General features: G+C 65.8%; 13 protein-coding genes and 2 pseudogenes. 6 read left to right on the top strand and 9 right to left on the bottom strand.

Annotated features, from left to right (window positions below; translation table 11 throughout):
* Positions 1–481: 481 nt before the first annotated feature.
* Together ACZ3IG_RS30650 and ACZ3IG_RS30645 are read left to right on the top strand one after the other, a co-directional pair.
* Complete coding sequence (locus ACZ3IG_RS30650) at positions 482–670, top strand: hypothetical protein (protein WP_125505105.1); 189 nt, start codon at positions 482–484, stop codon at positions 668–670.
* Between the two features lie 203 nt (positions 671–873).
* Entirely contained in the window at positions 874–1377 is a 504-nt protein-coding gene (locus tag ACZ3IG_RS30645) for a very short patch repair endonuclease (protein WP_258902975.1), read from the top strand.
* Between the two features lie 123 nt (positions 1378–1500).
* Here ACZ3IG_RS30645 and ACZ3IG_RS30640 read toward each other — a convergent pair whose 3' ends face one another.
* The 4 genes from ACZ3IG_RS30640 to ACZ3IG_RS30625 all read right to left on the bottom strand — a co-directional run bounded on the left by ACZ3IG_RS30640 (position 1501) and on the right by ACZ3IG_RS30625 (position 11447).
* Positions 1501–6540, bottom strand: coding sequence for an FtsK/SpoIIIE domain-containing protein (locus ACZ3IG_RS30640; RefSeq protein WP_467436110.1), 5040 nt, complete (start codon positions 6538–6540; stop codon positions 1501–1503).
* A complete protein-coding gene (locus ACZ3IG_RS30635; RefSeq protein WP_467436109.1) occupies positions 6537–7943 on the bottom strand; it encodes a hypothetical protein in 1407 nt (468 codons plus the stop codon). Before ACZ3IG_RS30635 ends, ACZ3IG_RS30640 begins: the two co-directional genes overlap by 4 nt.
* 44 nt (positions 7944–7987) lie before the next feature.
* The gene (locus tag ACZ3IG_RS30630) at positions 7988–9820 is read right to left on the bottom strand and encodes a hypothetical protein (protein ID WP_467436108.1); all 1833 of its coding nucleotides are present in this window, start codon (positions 9818–9820) and stop codon (positions 7988–7990) included.
* A 253-nt stretch (positions 9821–10073) separates the two neighbouring features.
* Positions 10074–11447 carry an IS1380 family transposase gene (locus ACZ3IG_RS30625; protein ID WP_467436106.1) on the bottom strand — a complete coding sequence of 458 codons (1374 nt, stop codon included), beginning with the start codon at positions 11445–11447 and terminating at the stop codon, positions 10074–10076.
* Positions 11448–11970: 523 nt separating this feature from the next.
* Here ACZ3IG_RS30625 and ACZ3IG_RS30620 point away from each other — a divergent pair.
* On the top strand, positions 11971–13116 hold the full coding sequence (locus ACZ3IG_RS30620) for a DNA cytosine methyltransferase (RefSeq protein ID WP_258902980.1): 1146 nt from the start codon (positions 11971–11973) through the stop codon (positions 13114–13116).
* Positions 13117–13229: 113 nt separating this feature from the next.
* Here ACZ3IG_RS30620 and ACZ3IG_RS30615 read toward each other — a convergent pair.
* A pseudogene (locus ACZ3IG_RS30615) lies at positions 13230–13760 on the bottom strand (nucleotidyltransferase domain-containing protein); the annotation flags it as partial.
* Positions 13761–13884: 124 nt separating this feature from the next.
* Positions 13885–14144, bottom strand: a pseudogene (locus ACZ3IG_RS30610) (amino acid--tRNA ligase-related protein); the annotation flags it as partial.
* 214 nt (positions 14145–14358) lie between these two features.
* Between ACZ3IG_RS30610 and ACZ3IG_RS30605 the strand changes: the two are divergent.
* The 3 genes from ACZ3IG_RS30605 to gltX all read left to right on the top strand — a co-directional run bounded on the left by ACZ3IG_RS30605 (position 14359) and on the right by gltX (position 17059).
* Positions 14359–14829 (top strand): hypothetical protein, encoded by a 471-nt coding sequence (locus ACZ3IG_RS30605; protein ID WP_367543960.1) that lies wholly within the window; start codon positions 14359–14361, stop codon positions 14827–14829.
* Positions 14826–15488 carry a hypothetical protein gene (locus ACZ3IG_RS30600; RefSeq protein ID WP_367543958.1) on the top strand — a complete coding sequence of 221 codons (663 nt, stop codon included), beginning with the start codon at positions 14826–14828 and terminating at the stop codon, positions 15486–15488. Before ACZ3IG_RS30605 ends, ACZ3IG_RS30600 begins: the two co-directional genes overlap by 4 nt.
* A 197-nt stretch (positions 15489–15685) precedes the next feature.
* A complete protein-coding gene (gene gltX / locus ACZ3IG_RS30595) occupies positions 15686–17059 on the top strand; it encodes a glutamate--tRNA ligase (RefSeq protein WP_467436120.1) in 1374 nt (457 codons plus the stop codon).
* A gap of 7 nt (positions 17060–17066) precedes the next feature.
* On the opposite strand, the gene ACZ3IG_RS30590 is transcribed toward gltX, so the two are convergent.
* Genes ACZ3IG_RS30590 through ACZ3IG_RS30580 form a run of 3 tightly spaced genes read right to left on the bottom strand, consistent with a single transcriptional unit; the run spans position 17067 to position 20385 of the window.
* A complete protein-coding gene (locus ACZ3IG_RS30590; RefSeq protein WP_467436104.1) occupies positions 17067–18053 on the bottom strand; it encodes a glycosyltransferase in 987 nt (328 codons plus the stop codon).
* Positions 18050–18664, bottom strand: coding sequence for an HD domain-containing protein (locus ACZ3IG_RS30585; protein ID WP_467436102.1), 615 nt, complete (start codon positions 18662–18664; stop codon positions 18050–18052). The genes ACZ3IG_RS30590 and ACZ3IG_RS30585 overlap by 4 nt, the downstream gene beginning before the upstream one ends.
* 5 nt (positions 18665–18669) lie before the next feature.
* Positions 18670–20385 (bottom strand): carbamoyltransferase C-terminal domain-containing protein, encoded by a 1716-nt coding sequence (locus tag ACZ3IG_RS30580; protein ID WP_467436100.1) that lies wholly within the window; start codon positions 20383–20385, stop codon positions 18670–18672.
* Positions 20386–20393: the final 8 nt, after the last annotated feature.

Here is a 20393-nt window from a genome sequence, read left to right as displayed (position 1 = left end):
TCCCCCCACCCGGGCGTCCATCCGGCGGCGGGCTCGCCGCACCCCCACGCCCCCCACCCCCCCCCCCCCCCCCCCGCCCCCCCCCCCCCCCCCCCCCCCCCCCCCCCCCCCGCCCCCCCCCCCCGACCTGGTGTTTCAGCTGTCGGGGTGGCGGGATTTGAACCCACGACCTCTTCGTCCCGAATGAGGTTCGGGCGTGATCATCACCGGTCTCTTTGTTGTTTTGCCTGGTCAGGGCGTTGGAGTGCGGTGGTGTCGGGTGGCCTGGAAAGGGCTTGGGTAGCGGGTTGGCTCTCAGATGGCTCCCAGCGAGACCGCAGCCAACGGCCGCTGAGTCCGCGATTCGCGCCGTGTCCGCGAAGGCCGACGAGGCGAGCAGGCTTACGGATCTACGTGTCACAGAGGGTGATGCACCTGGGCGGTTGATCACCGGACCGGTCAGGGCAGCCCAGTCCTGCCTGGAGACTGGCAGACTGCGATTGTGATACGCGAACCAGCAGAACTGCAGATCGATGACGACGGCCGTGTGTCCCTGCCGCTGGGACTCCTCGCGGAGGCCGGCCTGGATGCAGGCGGTCGGATCCTGGCGTTCAGCGACGGCGACGGGCGCATTGTGCTGCAGCGAGAGGCAGACGCCTTCAAGGCGCTGCTGCAGGACGGGACTCTGTGAGTGGAGATCCCGCCGCCGCTAGGCCACTTCCGTCGCAGCGGTCGGCGATCGTCGGCCTGCGACCGGGTGGCGTCGGTGAGTGCGCGGCTTGCGGCTGCCCGCCTCCACCACGGGGAAGCGCCGAGAATAGAGCTGGACGGATAAGGATGGGTCCTCGCCAGGCGGGACGACCCGGAGAAAGCTGTCCCTAAGCTGCTGGAGATATGAGCGAGCAAGGACTACCAGAAGCGCCGGCCGAGCAGTGGACACCACCGGAGGGGTCGTGGGCGTCGTCGGCCGCGAGCCGGCGGAGCATGCTTGGCAACCGGAATCGCGATACCGCACCCGAGCTGCTCCTCCGCTCGCTTGTCCACGCCGCTGGACTGCGTTACCGGGTGGCTGCAAAGCCGCTCCCGAAGATGCGCCGCACGGCCGACATGGTCTTCCGCCCAGTGAAAGTCGCAGTCTTCATCGACGGCTGCTTCTGGCACGGCTGCCCGGAGCACTTCGTGATGCCGAAGACGAACCGGTCGTACTGGGAAGAAAAGATCGGCCGGAACATCCAGCGCGACCGGGATACAGACGATCGCCTCGCGGAGGCAGGCTGGCTGGTGCTCCGCTTCTGGGAACACCTCGAACCAGAGGCGTGTGCCGCGACTGTCATCGAGGCAGTGGCCGCCCGGCGGCAGGAGGTCCAAGCCTCGAAGCATCCGAAGAATACCTCCTGACCGTCGCGTCGCTGGCGGTAGCGGCCATCTGATCTTCGCCCGGTTCAGCGAGAAGAGCTCGTGCCGCTGGTGTCCTTCTTGCCCCCTCTATGAGATGGAGTTGATCAAACTGGCGGGGTCTGGTCAGCTCCCGTCGTAGGCCACCTGCAGTCGTATGGTGCCCTTGGCCGTGTGCAGAAAGGCGTCGCCCTGTCCGGCCAGAGCTTCGGCTCCAGTCTCGTCCAGAATGATGCGGCTGTCGGTCGCCGTCTTGACCCGCAGGGCGAGTTGGGCAGGGAAGTTTGAGCGGATGGTCGTCGAGATAACGTCCGCACTCGGTCGCTGCGTGGCTGCGATGACATGGATGCCCGCAGCGCGGGCCTTCTGCGTCAGGCGCTTGAGCAACGCTTCGATTTGCTTCTTCTCTTCGGGATCGCTGGTGAGATCGGCGTACTCGTCCAGGACGATAACGATCCAGGGCTTTCGGTCTGCTTTGTCGACCTTGGCGTTGTACTCGACGAGCTTGCGTGTGCGGATCGCCTTCATCTCCTTGTAGCGCACGGCCATCTCGTCGACGGTTTCCTCAAGGATCTCGATGGCGTCAGCGGCGTCCATGCCGATCATGCCGTCAAGGTGAGGGTCGTCCTCGAAGTCGACAAGCTCGGTGCCCTTGGGATCGACGAGGCGGAGTCGCAGGGTGCTCTTGTCGTACCGGACCAGGCCCTTGAGAATCGTGTCCAGGGCGACGGACTTTCCTGATCCAGTAGTGCCGGCCACCAGCAAGTGCGGGGAGTTTGCGGAGGACAGATCAATGGTGACGGGGTTGCCCTCGATGTCGGTGCCCAGCGGGGCGATGAGGCTCTCGGGATCGGCCGGGCACCGCTGCCAAAGCGCCTTGGCGTCGACTCCGTACTTCTCGTCGTCGATCTTGGGGATCTCGAAGAGCACGGAGCCGCGGTCGCTACGGGTGCGAATGCTGAACCCGGAGGGCAATGCCAGGGCCAGGAAAATCTCGTCGCGCCGGTTGGTCAGCTTATCCACGGTGACCCCAGGACTGGGGATGAACCGGAAGATGTAGAAGCCGGGTCCTTCCTGCCACTTGCCGACTTCCGGAGCGGTGACCGCGACCTTGTGGCGGGCGAAGACGTCAACGACCTTGTTGTATCGAAGCCTCAGCTCCTCGTCGGAGAGCCCACCGCGGTGAACCTTTAGAGGGACAGGATCTACCTCTGCGGCAGGGTGATACGCAACTCCATGTTCCGGCAGGGACGTTGGCGCGGCCGCCTGGGCAACCTCAACAGGTGCCGTCGGTTCTTCCGGGGTGGGCAGTTCGACGGGAATACCCATTGAGGGGGTCTTGACGACATCGTCGGGGACTTGAACCGCCCCACTGAGGTGCCCAGAGACAACAAGGCGGTCGGCATAGGTGGGGTCCTGATTGGCGCGCAGAGCGCCGATGAGGTTCAGCAATTCCTGCTTGTTCAGCCTCACCAGGGTGTGCTTGCCGAGGCTTCCGACCGCGGGTGCCGGCTGGTCATCCTCGGCTGAGATGGCCACGGCAACGCCGGTAACCTGACCGAGCTGGACATCTTCGGAGCGTAGGGCGTCAAGGACCGTCGCCTCGACCTGACGGTGGTCGTCATTACCGATCAAGGTGCGAGCTGGAAGGTCTGCGGCCTGCAGGGCGTTTCCACTGGTCTGGGCGATTGCGGTGGCAAGCTCGTCCAGCCAGAAGGGACGGTCGTGGCGAGCCTCGCCGTCCGAACGGAAGGCATCCTCACACAGGTCGGTGGTGCGGTTGAGCTGTTCTTCAGCCGAACCGACGTCGAAGGTCTGGCGAAACTTGGACTCAGCGACCAGGACATCCAGGCGAACTGTGCCGTCGTCCTGGATGGTCAGTACGAACCGGCCCAGATCGGCACGGGTTTTCTGTCCGCGACCGAACCAGCGGTGGTGCTCGTCGAAGCTGATCCAGGTGACCAGGCTCGTACCCTGTCGAGAGACGGGAAACTGCTGATCGATGACAAATCGCGTCGCGACCAGGCCCACGACTTCGTTGACCGTGGTGCCGATGCCGAGGGAGCGCAGCACGGCGCCAGGGGCCACATTGCGGCCGACCTCGTAGATTCGCTTAGCGGTGCCTTCGGAGTCCTGCGAGGTGACGACGCCGATCTGCTCCAGGCGGCGCCGCAGTCGCTGGACGACGAACTGCCGACCGGTCTGCGAGCTGACGATGAGAGTGTAGGACTCGTTCTTGCCAACACTGGGCTTGACGAGGATGACGTCAGGGCGGTTGCGCAGGGCATCGATCTGCTCACGGCCGATGAAACTGTCGAGGGTGACGACCCAATGGGCCACGCGATGCAAAGTGGCGAACAAGTTTTGGTGCTGGTCGAACTGCACCTGCATCTCGAAGTAGTCGATGCCGTCGACACTCTCCCGGGAGACCGGGGAACGGCGGTCGTAGCGCACGCACAAGGTTGACCAGGACTCAAGAGTCTCGTCGGCGGTCTCGGGCAACAGCGCTCTCACGACGTTCTCGCTGGTCTGAGCCAGGTTGTGTGAAGCTGGGTGCTTCCAAGGGTTGAAGGAGCCCGACAAGGACTCCTTCTTGGTGCTCTCCTTGATGCTGGTCTGGGTACCGAACAGTGCCGGAGCCAGCGCGAGGTCGATGGAGTCTTCTAGCCCTGACAGGTCTGCTTCCTGCTCGGGCTCCCATGCCTGCAGGATGAGTTGGACGTCGGGCAGGAAGCTGTCCTCGGACATCTCCGCACCGGAGAAGTGCAGGTCGAAACCCTGGATGATCTCGTGATGGGTGGCCTGGGGAGCCAGCACAACCAGATCAACTTTCAGGCGAGGGTTCTTGGCTCGCATCTGCTTGGCCACGCGCATCGGCAGGACAGGGTCGCCGTTGCGGTCCAGGAGCAGCACGCGTAGGCCGTCAAGCTTGTGGGGGTAGGTCGTCAGGTAGTCGGTGATGACGCGGACCATCTCGTCGATCGCGGTCTCGTCGACGCTGGAGAGCCATTCCTTGGACTCGTTGCCGCTGAGGCGGACCGGGGCGTACTCCTCGTGCCCGGCTGATTCGCGCATCGGGATGGCGATCGTGCCGCCGGGCCCGACGAGGACCGCCGGTGTCCCATGTGGGGAGATACGGTCGATGGCGTCGAAGAAGAGATCCTCGTTCTCCTGGTTGAGACTCAGACCTCCCTCCCTGTTCAGGGCGGTCTCGATGCTGCTGGCTGCCTCCGCGTAGTTCTTTGCCAGCCAGCGCAGCTTCAGCGGGTGGGTGGCCAGCATCATCATGCGGTGATCGGCCAGCCCAATGACATCGGTCAGGACGACGGCCTCAAGGTCTGCGTTCGGAGCGTTGTCGGGAACCAGGGTGGTGCGAGCTTCGCGGAGTATGCCTTCCCACTCGCGTACGTAATCGTTGATCTTCTCAGCGTCAAGCCCGTCGGAGAACCGCTCGAAGTGCTCCAGCTTGAGGCGCTCGAGCTGACCCGCGAAATGTGATGCAGGGACAGGCGCAGGCTCGTCGACCTGCCACTGCCGGGGGTCATTAAACTTCTCGAGGAAGGTGTCGAAGGTGAGATTGCTGGCATAGCCAGGGGGGGTTCGCCAGCCGTGGATGAGGGCCGCCAGTGCGATCTGCCCGGGGATGCCCAGGGGGTCCCAGCGAAAGCGTCGCTGGGCGGCGCCGTCCATCTCGACCAGGATGCGCAGCGGGGCCCACTCGGTGTTCGGGTCAAAGGGTTCGTCTTCCTCCGGCAGGGGCGGCTTGGTCAGGTCCAGCAGGCAGTCCTTGACCTCCAAAGTCAGGCGAAGGCCGGTGGAGTCCTGGATATCACGCAGGGTGCGTGCGTACAGGAAAGCGAACAGCCAGCGGCTCCACCGCCCTGCTTCCTGGTTGCCTTCAAGCCCGACGACGACGGAGCCTTCCTCTTCGTCAGAGAAGTAGGTCAGCTCGCGCAGCAGGGCACGCAGTGGGTCCTGGACGAACTGAGAGTCCGGGAAGGCAAGCTTTTCGACTTTACGGCGCGACCGCTTGGACAGCAGGTCGGCCAACGGCTCGGCTCCACCAACGGGAGCCTCGTCAAGGAATCGTTGTGCGGCTTCCTGGTCTCCGCGATCAAGCGCATCTTCGATCATCATGGAGTCGAACTCGTCGACCCGATCTGCGTCGGCCCTCTCGATCTCCTGCCGGACCTGCTGGCCTAGACCGATCTTCTTGGACTTCTGCTCAAAGACCTCAAGCCAGAGGGTCAGATCCTGCTCGCGGCGCAGCTGACGAGAATCCTGCGGGGTAGAGCCACTGCGATTGAGGTTTAGTACGAGGCTGCGCATACGCGTCTTGGCAGTCTCGGAGTCCGTGCCAATGTGGTCCAGCGACTCCTCGCTGAATTCGGTCGCGGTGATGCGGTCTATCAGGTCGTCCTCGGTGATCTCCTTGCCGGTGGGCTGCTTGAAGGCACTGACCGAGACGTTCTTCTTGATCCGGGCCGGCAGCGCGGCGGGCTTGAGGAAGAGTCCTCGGTCCGGGAAGAGGTCAAGAGCGGGCAAGGCTGCAGAGATCTCGGGGTAGACCACGTCAGGGGTGTGGACCTGAGTTGCTGCGACCTTCTGCGTGGTCTCGACCAGGAAGGCCGCCCAGCGGTGCAACGACCGGGGCTCCTCATCGGTGACGGCACGCCAGATCTCCGGCAGAAAGTCGACCATCAAGGCCGGAACGGTGCCGCTGCCACCCGCCTCCCGCCAGGCTTCTGCCATGAACCTGTCGAACCCGCGCTCGCCAGAGGAGTCGTGGTAATCGCCCAGGATCGTGGCATCGTTCAGGGCATTCATGGCCGCCAGCCCCTGTGCGTCCGGAGACTGCCCCCACTCGAAGAGCAACACCGCCGTACCCTGTCCCGAATTGCGCCACTTGGTCAGCTGGTCCTGCGGATCCAGGAGGTAGTCAGCAGGGACGTCTTCAATGGGTTCTGAGGTTCCGACCTTGACGACAACCTGACGGTCCGGTGACTCCAACAGCCGCTGGGCCGTGCGACGGAGGGCCTCGGCCACGGTCGGCCGGTCGAACCCGCTGACTCGCAGGACGGCATGGGCTCCGCTGATCTCAGTGACCTTGCGGAGTGCTTCGTCGGCGACGAACCGACCGAGCGCTCGGATGCTGCTGTCGGTCACCGGGGCTCCCCTCGAACCATGCTGGTTGCATCTGAATATTGAGTGAGCAGACCGATAGCGGCCAGCTTCTCCCGGAACGCCTTGCCGTTGTGGTCAAGGACCGATGAGTCGACCTCATAGGCCAACGGGCTCGCAGCCGCGACCTTGTTCTCCACCACGAGCCCGTACTTCTCGTACAGCAGCGCGCAGAACTGGTCGAACTCCATCTCCGTGCCCTGCGGGACGGTGGCAGATACCAAGCCCTCAAGCATCGGCGGCTTCATGGTGAAGTGCCGGCGCCCAACCGTCGCGTTCAGGGCTCCCACAGCAGCGAGGGTCTCGCTGAAGAACGCTCGAGGCGAGCCGACCGCGTTGCCGGCCTCCTTCGTGAATCTTTCGTAGCGGCGCTTCCTGGCCTCATCGCCTTCGGCTTCGAGTTCCTCGATCATTTCCCGAGCCTGGACGTTGATCGCGTTGACGATGTCATTGCGGAAGCCGGTGAGGTTCTTCTGCGACTCTCTGCGCAGCGGGGTTGCCTCGTTGCCGAAGTCCAACAGGATCGACTCGCGATTGGTAGCACCGAGCTTCGTGCGTGCGAGGTGCAGCTGGTGGCGTGCCAAGCAGTAGGGGACCCAGTGCATGAGGCTCTCGGTGCGCTTGGCCCTGGGGACCGTCGCGATCCGAGTGACGATGTTGCGGGTCCCTTCCCTCAGCAGATCAGGCCACGGGCTGAGATCCTCACGCAGCTTGATTTCTGCGTCCGAGCCCTCCACGGGCGCTTCGTCGTAGTCGAAGTCGTGTGCGCTGAGCGCCTTGGCAAGGTTGCCCAGCGGGGTGCCGCTGTCCTGCACGAGGTCGCGCAGGCCCTGTCGGGTCGCTTCCTTGCGGTCCGGATCAGGGTCAGTGCGTAGGACTTTGTAGGCCCAGCTCCCGCCATCGCGGAAGAGGTAGCGCTCGATACTCGGAGCGTTGATGCCGGCAGCGACCTTGCTGGCCTGCTTGCGCTTTTTGGCGCTCCTCTTGGAGGATGCGTCGATCTGCTTGATTCGTCGTTCGACTGCGTCGTAGTGGATGAGCTCACCGACGAACGGATAGATGTGCGCGCCGAACCAACTGGGCTGGCTACGACGTCCAGGGATCTCAACCAACAGGGACGAGAACAGGGCGTGGAGCGTTTCCACCGTCTCGGGAGAGTCCAGCTCGACGGCCTTGCTGAGTTCCTCGTCGCCCTCAACGATGCGGGCCTTGGTCGCGATCCGCCGGGCCAGGTCGTGCGAGGTCCTCTTGTAAGCCGTGGCGGCTCCGTTGTTCAGGAGTCCCGGGAACTTCTCCGGGTCCTCCTGATGCGCCAGGTAGACGCCGCGGGCGATCGCGAGCATCTCAAGCGGGACGTAGAAACCGCGGCCCTGCTGTTCGAGATTCACTCCGAAGAGGCGAAGGACAACCTCGGCCTTGGAACGATCAGCCATTACGCACGCACCGACCTGATCTTGTCGCCGACGTCGATCATGAGCTTCCTCATGATGTTGCCCACCAGCACCTGGATCTCGTCCTCTTTGTTCGACGAGTCAGCCAGCTCTGCCAGGGATCCACTCAGGCCGCGGATCTCTGCCTCGTGCTGGACCTCGCTACGCAGGCCCGCGGCCCACCGCGTCAGCAACTCGAAGCGCAGGAGGTCCGCCTCCACCGAGACTGCGTTCTGGTTAGGTGCGATGGCCGGGATACGAATGTAGATGGCTCGGTTGAGCCACTCGACGGCGTTCTGCATCTCGGGGGTTGTGCCCGTGCCGGCTTCCCTTTGCCACTGGGTAACCTGGTCGACGACCTCGACGCCCTTGCTGGGCACTCGCCGGGAGATTACGGCGGCGCGGGCACGGTGGGTGAAGAAGGCGGGGTCAAGTATGAAGAAGTCGGGATTGCTTCCCGCCCGGTGGATGCCCTGGACGGCCTCCAGGCCCTTTAGGAAGCGGTCTCGCACCCTGGTGTCTGCCGGGTCCCGGTTCTTGTCCTGGACACGGACGAAGTCGTCGCCGGCCTGCAGGCCCATGCGGGCGAACCGGTCCGTGTCGTCGTCGCTGTTGAAGAAGTCAGCTCGTCGCAGGAACGTGTACAAGCCCCGCAACTGCTCGGCCTGCTTCTGGACGTCCCGATTCGTACGGACCTTCTGCAGATAGCTGCTGGCGTCCGCGGGAGGGAAGTCGCCAGCCGTGTCCGGGTCCAGTCGGTCGTCGACCTGGCGCCGAGAGACCTTGCCCGGGTCCAGCTTTCGTAGCGCGAAGAAGGCAGGAACCAGATGACGTTGTTGCTGGGGCAGCCGGTCACCGAAGAGAGCTTGGTGGTACAAGTGGGGAGCCTGCCACAACCTATTCGAGTGCGACCGCTGGTACTTGGCATGGACGTTCTCGCAGGACAGGCCGCCGGTGAGCATGTAGCTGGTCACCGACAGCGCCTGGCGTGTCGTGATTACCGCCCCAGTGCGCTCGGCCGCGGCGAACACGTCCCGGATCGCGGCCCGACGCTGAGGCCCGCGGGTAAGGTCGTTTAGTTCGTTGCGGTTGGCCAGGATCGGGCAGACGTTCCGTGCATCACAGGTCTCGCAGGGCTTCCACCGCGACCATTGGTTCGTCGTCCACTGCTTCAGGACCCAAGGAATGAGTCCGCCGTTGTCACTGTCAGCCGCTACGGACTGGTAGTTGAGATTGATAACAGTGACTGTGCCATCGGGGTCGGTGACCTGCCCCCGGACTATGCCCTCTGTGAGGGTCTTCACCAGAATCTTGGCGCGCCCGGTGCCGCCTTTGCCTAGGTTGTCATCTTCAGCGACGCACTTGCGCAGTTGGCCCTCGTTTGCGCAGATGATCGCGATGCCCTCGTCCGGAGGGTCAAGAAGTTCCACGAGTTTGCGAGCGCCCGCCTGCGGGCTGAGCTCGCTGAGATCGCTGAGGATGTACAGCGGGCGTCCGCTACGGGTCTGGCCTATAGAGCGGCTGGCGTCTCCGGCCCCGGACAGCTCGAGGAAAACAGCCTTTCGGACCTCTGGTGTGATCGGCTCGGCATCGACCCGCAGCTCGGCCAGAAGGCTGGCACACAGGCTCGTCTTGCCATGCCCGGCGTCCCCGGTGAGGACGATGGTCTTCGTGGTTGGCCGTTCAATGGCGTCCAGCAGGTATTTCAGCGTCACGACAGGGAACAGCGACTGCGTCCAGTCTGCCTGCAGCTCGTAGATCATCTCAGAGGTGTCGGCGTCGAACGGCTGGTAGCGACGTATCCGTTGGACGTGTTTGTTGACCTCTAGCGGCATCTGCTGTCCTTCGTCGACCGGGCCGTAAGCGCTGCAAGATTTTAGCCGCCAGCGCGCCTGACGGTAGATCAAATGGGGTGTCACAGTGCCTAGCCTCGATCCTTTGTGACGGTCCGTCGGTTCTTTCGGCGGGCCGTTTCTGCTGTTCGGGCTGGTGGCAGCCAGGCTGATGGCCCGGCTGTCGCGTCGGGTGGGCGCCGGGTTCCACGGCTCCGGTCGGGGTAATGCTGCTCGCAGGGACGGAACGTGCTGCTCAGCCGGGGTTCGGGAGGGCTTCGAGTCGCGCCAGGGCGTCGGTGATCACGTCGGTCCAGGGCCAGTGGCGGGCGAATCGCAGATATCGGCGGCGGGCGGTCGTGGCGATCTGGGCGGCGGAGAGAAGGCGGAACCGGAGACGGCGGGGCTCCCACCTGCGGGTTTCGCCGGTCAGAGCGAGCATCGGCATCCAGGCCAGCAGGTCCAGGGCGAGCTGGACGATCTCCAGCCAGATCTGATTCTGCGCGGTGTCGTGCAGGGGCAGGTTGCGCAGGCCGGTGGTCCGCGCGGCCCGGATGCGGTCCTCGGCCCGCGCCCGCTGGCGGTGTCGTAGCTCCAGTGCCGCGATCGGCATGGCGGTGGTGTTGGTGGCGAAGCAGGTCAGCCGCAGTCCGTCGGCGTCGGTGATTCGCAACTGGGCGCCGGGGTGGGGCCGTTCCTTGCGGACGATCAGCCGCATTCCCTTCGGCCAGCCCTTCAGGCAGTCGCCGGACAGATCGGCGACCCAGGCGCCGTCGCGGATCTCGCCGCCGGGCTCGGTCGCTGCCGTCCAGGCCGTGGCGGGGACCTTGAGGACGGCCTGGTGGATCTGCTCGGTGATGGTCATGCCGACCAAGTACGACAGCCACCGGCCGCGCTGGGCGAGCCAGGCGACGAACTCGTGGGTGCCGCCACCGGAGTCGGTACGGATCAGCGTCCGGCGTCCGCGCCTGTACTTCTTCGGCAGTTGTGCCAGGGCGAGTTGGGCCGTGGTGATGTGGCCGGCGGCGGTGTTGCTGCCCGCGTTGCCCGGCCTGAGCAGGCCGACCACCGGCTCACCGCTCCCGCCGCTTCCGTGGTCGACGAAGGCCATCAGAGGATGATGTCCGAAGGTCTTCTTCCAGGTCGCGGTGGCGTCCTGCTTCTCGGAGTGGGCCAGCACGAGCACCCCGTCCAGATCCACGATCACCTGCCTCGCGGCATCCGGCGCCGCAGTGCCGGCCAGCTTCCAGACGCGCTCACGCGCTGAGGCCCGAGCGGCCCGTATCGCGGACAGGGCCTTCGGCCCGGCTGCGGCAAGAGTGCCGATCAGGCGGAGGACCGTCGGGTCGGAGGCCACCGGCCCGAACACGCCGGGCTCGGCTCGAAGCATCCCGACATCCGCGAGGCAGTCGCCGCCCAGCGCGACCGCGAGGGCCACGTCCAGGAGGATCTTGCCCGGATCGTGCACCGCCCGTGTATGTCGCCACGGCGCAAGCGCCGTCGATACCTCCCGGTCGAGCCCGGCCTTGCGAGCGGTCTCGACCAGCAGCACGGCCCCGGCCTGCGACACCACCCCACGGCCACCGCCCTCGACGCGGACACGTGGGTAGGACCCGATACGCTTCTTCACCTGGGAAGTGCCTCTGGCGATGGCAGGAACAAGGACCTCGACAATCCTCATTCTTGCTGGTCAGAGGCACTTTCCGCTTACCTGACCATCCGTCGGACAGCCCGCTTCATGAAAGCGCGAGGCTAGGTACGTCGGGCTCGCCAGCGCGTGACACTGTCGGGGACCTTGGGGGATCGGTGATGGCCGCGCTTGATGCTGCGGTGCTCGATGGTGACTGCGAGTCGCGTTGAGGAAGCGCGGGCCCTCAACGCCGTGGTAGCAGCAGCGCCGCAGGGGATGGCGGTTGATGGGCTGGCTTAGGTGCTCGTGATGCTGGTAAGTGAGGCGTAGAACCGTCGTGATCGGCAGTTCAGGCGGCACTTAGGTGTCGGTCTGCCGCGCGCTCACCCTTGATCGAGTACGATGACCGCTCGTTCCGCCGGTTCTACAAGCAAGCGCAGAGGGGGCACACGTGGGTGAGCGGCACCCCTTGCGGGCCAAGCGGCGGCCGAAGTTTGAGGAGGGTGTCGGCTCTCTGCGAGTCGTGGATCTCTTCGCCGGCTGCGGTGGCCTCACCCTCGGTATTGCCCAGGCAGCCCGCAAGCATGACGTCTCGCTCGATGTTCGTCTCGCGGTTGACTTTGAGGCAGCTCCCACGAAGGTATTTAAAGCAAACTTCCCCAAGGCCAACGTCCGACAGGGAGCCGTCGAATCCTACTTTGACGGTGACCTTGGCGCACCGTTGACCGCTCAGGAGACCGAAACTCTCTCGATGGTGGGTGAGGTGGAGCTCCTGATCGGCGGGCCGCCGTGTCAGGGGCACAGTAACCTCAACAACCACACCCGCCGCGACGATCCCAAGAATCGGCTGTACCTGCGGATGGCTCGTGCGGCAGAGGTTCTGCGCCCCAGTGTAGTCGTCATCGAGAATGTGCTGGCCGTTGTCAATGACAAGCAGCAGGTCGTCTCCCGGGCCATCGTTCACCTCAAGAAGCTTGGCTACGAGGTTGCGACCAGTCGTATCGACCTACTCAAGCTCGGGGTCGCTCAGACGCGCAAGCGCCACATACTGCTGGCCGTCCGCGAAGACGCGCTGCCTTTTGGCTTTTCTGCTGCTGACCTGCTAAAGATCGAAGACCACAATGCCGCGCCCCATGACCTGCGTTGGGCGATCGGCGACCTGCTCGACGTGCGACCTAAGTCATTTTTCGATGAAGCTGCCGTACCCAACGCAGACAATCAGCGGCGTATGAAGTATCTCTTCGATAATGACGTGCACAATCTGCCGAACGAAGAGCGCCCCAAGTGTCACCAGGGCAAACATAATTACACCGCAATGTACGGCCGTTTGTGGTGGGACCGTCCGTCTCAGACCATTACCAGTGGCTTCGCGACGATGGGACGCGGGCGTTTTGTCCACCCTGGTGTTCCCCGATGTCTGACCGCCCACGAGGCTGCGCGTATCCAGGGCTTCCCGGATTATTTCAAGTTCGTCGACGAGAGGGTCAAGCCGCGCTATGAGCTGACCCACACAGAGGTTCAGATCATCATCGGCAACGCCGTACCCCCTCCCCTGACCGAGGCGCTGACTTCCAGGCTCTTCGACGCTGACGTTCTGCATGTGAAGGACGACGCTTCCCAGCAGCTTGAGGACGACTTCGCTGCCTCTGCTGTAGACCTCGCCTGCTGAGCCTGCAGTGGGCTGAGTCCCTCCGAGGGCCGAGCCCGGCTCAGGTAGTCGGGGCATCGGCGCAGTACGGCTGGCCTCTCGGTTTCGGACTGCGGACTAGAGACGTTTCCTCCAGGTTGGTCCGGGGCGGTCACCGCGATCGAATCCGCTAGCCAGACGCGTTGCGACTCGTCCAGGAGCGGCAATACCGCCTCGAAGTCAGTCTCGTCCTTGGCCCGTGTGGCCTTCGACTTGTAGAAGAGCTGCACCTCGGGCGCAAGGTAAGGGATTCCGGTCGGACTCCTCCGTCCCACTCGCCCGAGCGGAAGTCGGACCCCTGGATTGCGCCGCGAGACCCAATGGGCGCCCTCGGCCTCGTCCAGCATGAGTTGCACTGACCAGGGTGCCTCACGTGTGCGTCTGCACCAGATGTCGTGGAGGGGTACTTCAAGCATCTCGCCCGGACGCCAGGGACGAAGGCGCCCCGCGCCAGGCGGGTCCGCAACGTGCATGTCCCAGTCGCTCAGCATCTCTCGCGCGAGTGCCTGGTCGCGGCGGAGGACCAGGACGTCGAGATCACCATGCGGGCGTAGCTCGCGCCCGACGGCGAGTTCGATCGCGTACCCGCCGGCGATCCACCACGGGAAGTCGGCTCCGGCGAACATCACGGCCAGGTCTTCCGGACGAGCAGGCACCCAGCGCCCCAGTTCATGAACACTCACCCGTCCATGCTTTCAGCAGACGAGGCACTGGGCGGAACATCGCAGGTGGTCAGAATGCAGCTGTCGACTACGGGGTGAGCCGGTTCGGTCCGCGGAAGAGGAAGGTGGCCTCGCGGATCGACTCCAGGCCGAGCATCACCATCAGTACGCGTCCGAGGCCCATGCCCAGCCCGCCGTGCGACGGGCACCCGTACCGGAACGCGTTCAGGTAGCCTGCATCGGCTCCGGGCTCATGCGCTTCTCGGCGGTCTGCTTCAGCAACACGTCGTAGCGGTGCTCGAGCTGGGCGCCGGTGATGATCTCCAGGCCCTTCCAGAGCAGGTCGAAGATGCGGTCCGCGTCGGAGTAGCCGCCGAGGAAGCCGGTGACCCCGCGAGGTCACCTGTCTCCTCCTCGTACTTGCGGACGGCCCACTGTGTCGGGCTCTCACCGATGTCCTGGGCTCCGCCGGGCAAGGGCCACTGGCTCTGTCAAAAGGGCCCTCCGTTGTCAGTCCTGCTGGGTACAGTCCTGGTCCCGACATCAGAGGAGGGCAAGCGGCGTGCCTGTCGACAGCGAGCAGTACGCGCGCATTATTGCGCAACTCAGGGAGGAACTACCGTCCCTTGCAGACGAGCTGAGCCAGGAGGTTCGGCAAGGTCGAGTGGCTTCCGAGCAGCGGCTCAAGCAGGAGGGGGAGTACGAGGCCCGTGCCAGTCGTCTAGCTGAGGCTGAACTTCCGCCACTCGGCAAGACTGACATCGCCGTACTCCCGTACACCGACGAGGAGCGGATTGAGTTGGTGAGATCGGCCCTTCTCACCATGGCCGAGACCATGTATGCGTCACGCAAGACGCTACTGGACCTCACTGTGGAGCGCGAGATGGGGACAACCATCCGATTCGGCGATCCAGAGCTGGAGCCACCCACGTACCTTGATCTCAAGGCTGAGACGGAGCGTGCACGCATAGCTCGCAGAATTGTCCGCGAGCTGCTGTCTGACGAGACGGATGTCATCGCGGAGGTTCAGTGAGCAGGAATGGCCTGGTTCAGGCTATTGAGCAGGCGATCGGGGCTCTACAGCCTGTGTACCGAAACAACGCCGACGAGTCGGATCTATACGAGGCGTCGCTGCTCGTCGTGTGCGTTGAGGCTGCGAGAGCGGCAGGCGGATCGGTGCTCTTGACCCAGGATGGCACGAACCCAGCCACTGCACTCCGCTTCCGTAGATCGCCGGGGAACCTGTGGTCCGGTGACTTCACGTACGCCGTGGTCCGCTTCCCTGGGCTCCGAAAGCAGCTGGAGATCCACCTTGGCGTGTACGTGGCGGCACCCACATCAAAGGTGGCTCACGAGTGTGACGTTGCGGTCCTTGACCAGCAGGAGGCGGAGCGGAGCCGTCGGGCCATGGTTCACCCTCGGAGCAGAGGACTCGTAGCCGCAATCGAAGCGAAGTGCTACAGCATCTCGCCATCCCTTGGAATCGGCCGCGGATTTCTTGGACTGGCGCAAGAACTGGGCGGGAAGAAACTGTCCCTCGTCTTTCCGTCGCAGCGCTCAGACACGCTTGGCGCGCTGATAGCCAAGAAGGACAGCGAGGCGTATCCGCAGGTGCTCCCTGGTACGACGGCGGCTGCCCGGCTACGCTCGCGTCTGGACCAGGCTATTCGGAACTGGATGGATCAGCTGTAACAAGGAAGTGGATCGCGCTTCACCAGCGCCTTGAAAGCAGCGCCTTGAAAGCAGAGGGGGCGAGCAGAAGGAGGACGGCCGGAAAACGTCCGTAGCGGGGTAGGGCGAGTGGTCCGGGGCTCAGGTCCAACATCGGTACCCTGGAGGGCATGTCTACTGCCCCGGTTCGCGTTCGTTTCGCCCCGTCCCCGACCGGCATGTTCCATGTCGGTGGTGCACGGTCCGCTCTCTGCAACTGGGCGGTGGCGCGACAGTCCGGCGGCAGGTTCGTGCTGCGGATCGAGGACACCGACGCGGCCCGGAACAAGCCGGAGTGGACCGAGGGCATCATCAGCGCGCTCGCGGCGATCGGTATCCATGGCGAGGATGCGGCTTTCGAGGGGCCGTACTTCCAGTCGCACAACGCCGACCGGCACCGGGAAGCGGCTCAGCAGCTCTTCGCGGCCGGCCGGGCGTACTACTGCGACTGCACCCGGGAGCAGCTGAAGGAGCGCACGGGGTCGGAGCACCTCGGGTACGACGGGTTCTGCCGGGACCGAGGGCTGGCCTTCGAGGAAGGGCGGGCGCTGCGGTTCCGGACGCCGGACGAGGGTGAGACTGTCGTGGTCGACCTGGTCCGCGGGGAGCCGGCGTTCCCGAACAGCGCGATCGAGGACTTCGTGATCGCCCGTGGCGACGGGTCCCCGGTCTTTCTGATCGCCAACGTCGTGGACGACCTGGACGAGGGAATCACGCAGGTCATCCGAGGCGAAGAGCACCTGTCGAACACGCCGAAGCAGCAGCTGCTGTGGGAGGCGCTCGGTGCCAAGCCGCCCGTGTGGGCGCATCTGCCGGTGATCGTGAACGAGAAGCGGCAGAAGCTGTCCAAGCGCCGTGACAAGGTGGCGCTGGAGGACTACCTCGCCGAGGGCTTCCTGCCCGTGGCGATGGTGAACTACCTCATGCTGCTCGGCTGGGGCCCGGGCGACGACCAGGAGATCAGGCCATACGAGGAGCTGGAGCAGCTCTTCCGGATCGAGGACGTCAACACCGCGCCGGCCTTCTTCGACGTGAAGAAGCTGACGGCGTTCAACGGCGAGTACATCCGCGCCCTGTCACCGGAGCAGTTCGCCGCCGCCTGCGCGCCATGGCTCGTCGCCCCGTACGCGCCGTGGCGGCCGGAGGCGTTCGACAAGGACGTCTTCGAGGCGGCGGCTTCCCTGGCCCAGACCCGGCTGGCGCTGCTTTCCGAGATCACCAGCTATGTGGACTTCCTGTTCCTCGACGAGCCGGTCGAGGACGATGCGTCGTGGAACAAGGCGATGAAGGCAGGCGCCGGCGACATCCTGTCGGACGCCCGCGCCGAGCTGGCCGACGTCGCGGTCTGGAAGGCGGACGACCTGAAGGCCGTTCTCCTCGCCGTCGGCGAGAAGCACGGGCTGAAGCTGGGCCAGGCCCAGGCGCCCATCCGGGTCGCGGTCACCGGCCGGACGATCGGACTCCCGCTGTTCGAGTCGATGGAGCTGCTCGGCCGGGACCGCGTGCTCGCCCGTCTGGGCGCCGCCAGCAAGAAGCTGGCCGCGCAGGCTTAGTCGCCGGTCAGGCGACCTGTACCAGGAGGTTGCCCCAGGCGTCGCCGAAGTAGTTCAGGTCGAACCGGGCCAGGGCCTCGTACGCCGCCTTGGCCTCGGTATGGCGTGTCGCCGCGCGCTGCCGGACCTGTGCCGGGAGTCGGTGGAGGTCCGGGGCCGGCTGGCCAGCCAGCGCGGCGAGGTCGCCCAGGCCGGCCACCGGGCGGATGAGGCAGGGCAGGCCGAGGAGTAAAGCCTCGGCGGCGCAGCGGCTCCAGCCCTCCCGCATCCGTGGGAGGAAGACGCCGACGTCACAGGCGCGCAGCAGACGCAGGTACCGCTTCCGCTCGACGTCGTAGTGCGCGCTGTCGAGGCCGATGGTGTTGCTGCCGCTGGTGATCACCCGCAGACCGGGAACGCCGGCCAGGGCTGCCGAGACCTCCTCGGTTCCCTTCCAGTGCACGGCCTTGCCCGCGTAGACGCCGATCACGTCGGGTTGTAGGCCGAACTCGGCGCGGCACTCGGCCCGGTCGTAACCGCGTGCCTGCTCTACTTCGGCCATGTCGAAGGCGTTGTAGATCACTCGTACGTTGCGGACGCCTCGGGCGCGAAGCTGGTCGGCCCAGTACGGGGCGACGCACACGACGGCGGCGCACTGCGGCAGAACGCGGAACAGTCGCTCCCAGAGCATGGCCTCGATGGGGGCGGAGTCATGTTGCAACGGCTCGTAGTGGTGCAGGAGGAACACCGTGCGGGCGCGCATCTCGGGCGTGAACAGCAGCAGGCTCAGGTCGTCCCACACGAAGGTGCCGGTGGTGCCGTGCAGGGCCTGTATGGAAGGGGCCAGGCGGGCGAGGTGGCGGAGCTTGCGCCAGCGGCGGACCCGGTAGGTCCGCTTGTGGTCCGGGACGGTGCGCCATTCCACGTCGCCGGCCGTCACCTCGTGGAGCATCCGCAGGTAGACCCGGCCGCCGGTCCGGCCGACCGGCTCCATCGAGTAGACGACCCGTTTCACGGACGTACCTCCTGTACGTGGTGGACGTACTCGGCGTGCAGGCGCGCGTGCATGGTCTCCAGATGCGGGCCGAAGCCGCGGGCGGCGTCGGCGAGGGGGAGGTGGAAATCGCCCAGGGTCTGGAGGAACCGTCGGCGCCGGTCGAGGTTCGGGGACGCGGCGAGGTCGCGCAGGTTGTGCAGGCGGTCGGCGAGCCGGACGAGGAGGTCCTCGGGTGGGAGCGTGGCCTGCTTCGCGCGCCAGCGGGTCTCGTCGCCGACGGACTTCGTGCGCTGTTCGAGGCGGTGGTCGGCCGTCATGGCACGCAGGCGAGCGGTGAACGGGCCGCCGAGGTGATGGACGAGCAGTGCCTCCGACTCAGGGGACACCTCCAAGGCGTCATGGAGGAGAGCGAGGAGGAGGGTTTCGGGGCGCCGGATGCCGATCTCCGTTCGCAGAAGCCTGACGACCGCCAGCGGGTGCTTCAGGTAAGGCGTGCCCTGGTCGCGGGTGTGGCCGTCGTAGACCGTGAGGGCGAGGTCGGCGGCCACACGGGCGCGGGACTGCTCGTCCGGGCTCCACGCGGCGGCACCGAGCACGGTCAGGACGTGGTCGAGATCGATGGGGTCCATTCGCCTCACCTCGTACGAAGGAACGCGGCACGGGGGTCGGGGACGTGATCGGCTAGCAGCAGGGTGTCCCCGAGGGCGAGGGCGTCGAGGCGCAGCTCCACCGCCGCTGCCACGGCTTGCTCAGCGGTCCGCAGGATCGGGGTGCCTTTGCGGTTGAAGGATGTGTTCAGCAGCAGCGGCAGTCCGGTGAGGTCGTGGAACTGCTCAAGGAGATTGCGCAGGCCCTGGTGGTCGGCGGCGACGGACTGGACGCGGGCGGTGCCGTCGTGGTGGGTGACGGCGGCGATGCGGTCGGCTCGGCACCGTCGGACGGTGGCGACGCGGTTCATGAAGGGGTCGCCCGCCGACATGAACCATTCCGTGGCGTGCTCGGCGAGGACGGCCGGCGCGAACGGGCGGTACGCGGCTCGCTTCTTGATCGCGTTGAGTCGGTTCCTCGTTGCGGCGTGACCGGGGTGGGCGAGGATCGAGCGGTGGCCGAGGGCACGCGGCCCGAATTCGAGCTGTCCCTGCACCCAGCCGACGATGCGGTGCTCGGCGAGCAGTGCCGCCACTGCGGGCGCCAGCCCGAGCCCGAGGTGAGGCAAGGCGTGATAGCCGGACGGCACCGCCGTTGACGGCAGCGGGCCCGGGTTCGGGCCCCAGGCCGCGTCAGTCGGTACCAGCAGGCACTCCTGCCCGAGCTGGTAGTGCCAGCCGTAGAGCGCGGCGCCCACGGCTGTGCCAGCGTCGTGCGGGGCGGGCGCGACGAAGAGGGTGTCGAAGCCGCTGTCGGTGGCCAGTTGGCCGTTGAGGTGGGAGTTCAGGGCGCATCCGCCCGAGAACACCAACGCTGAGGTCCGAGTGAGTCGTTGCAGGTGGCGGGCGATGTGGACGACCGATTCGGCGAAGACCTCCTGGACGGCGGCGGCCAGGTCGGCACGCTTGTGTTCCGGCTGTTCCGCGACGTTGTCGGCGGTCCAGGCCCGGCCATCGAGCAGCAGCGGTGTGCTGTCGTCCGCGGAGCCCCACGGGTGGTCGATGCGGATCTCGCCCTCGTCGCCGAGCCGGACCAGTTCGCGGATGTGTGCTCCGTAGCGCTGGGGATCGCCGAAAGCGGCGAGCGCCATCATGCTGCCCTCAGGCTCGTCGCCGGGTGGGATCACCCTCTGGGCGAGGTTCCGGTAGAAGTGCCCGAGGGAGGAGTGGACGCGCCGAGGCCCCACCGGGCCCGGCACGACGGTCGGCATGCCCTGATGGAGGCGGTCGATCCGATCAGGCCACAGGTCGTACCCCGTGATGCGCTCCCGGCCTGGGCCGAAGTCGGATCCCAGGGAGGAGCCACCGGCGTCGATGACGAGGCCCGCGGCGTGCTCGTGCCCGGAGAGCAGGTAGCCGGAGAGCACGTGGGCCGTGTGGTGTGAGAGGAGGCGGAGGTGTTCGCCGAGCGGCGCGGGCAGGAGGGCGGCGAGTTCCTCCCGCTCCTCGGCCAGCCACCAGCCGGCCGCGGGGTTGGGACGCATGGAGGCGGCCCAGACGGCGTCCACGTCCTCCGGTTCGAGGCCGGCGGCCTCCAGGCACCACTGGAGCGCGCGGGTCGGGGCCGTGAGCGTGCCTTTGCGGGTGGGGTGGTTGTGCTTGACACCGCTCCAGCGCTCCTCTTCGGCTGCGTAGAGGCGGCCGTCTACGACTAACGCGGCGGCCGTGTCGTGGTGGAAGTTCAGTCCGAGGACTGCGGGCATGGTGGTGT

The organism is Streptomyces sp. NPDC016677, from assembly GCF_055562815.1.
The sequence above is the reverse complement of the archived record's forward strand: the minus strand, read 5'-3'. Positions and strand labels throughout refer to the sequence as shown.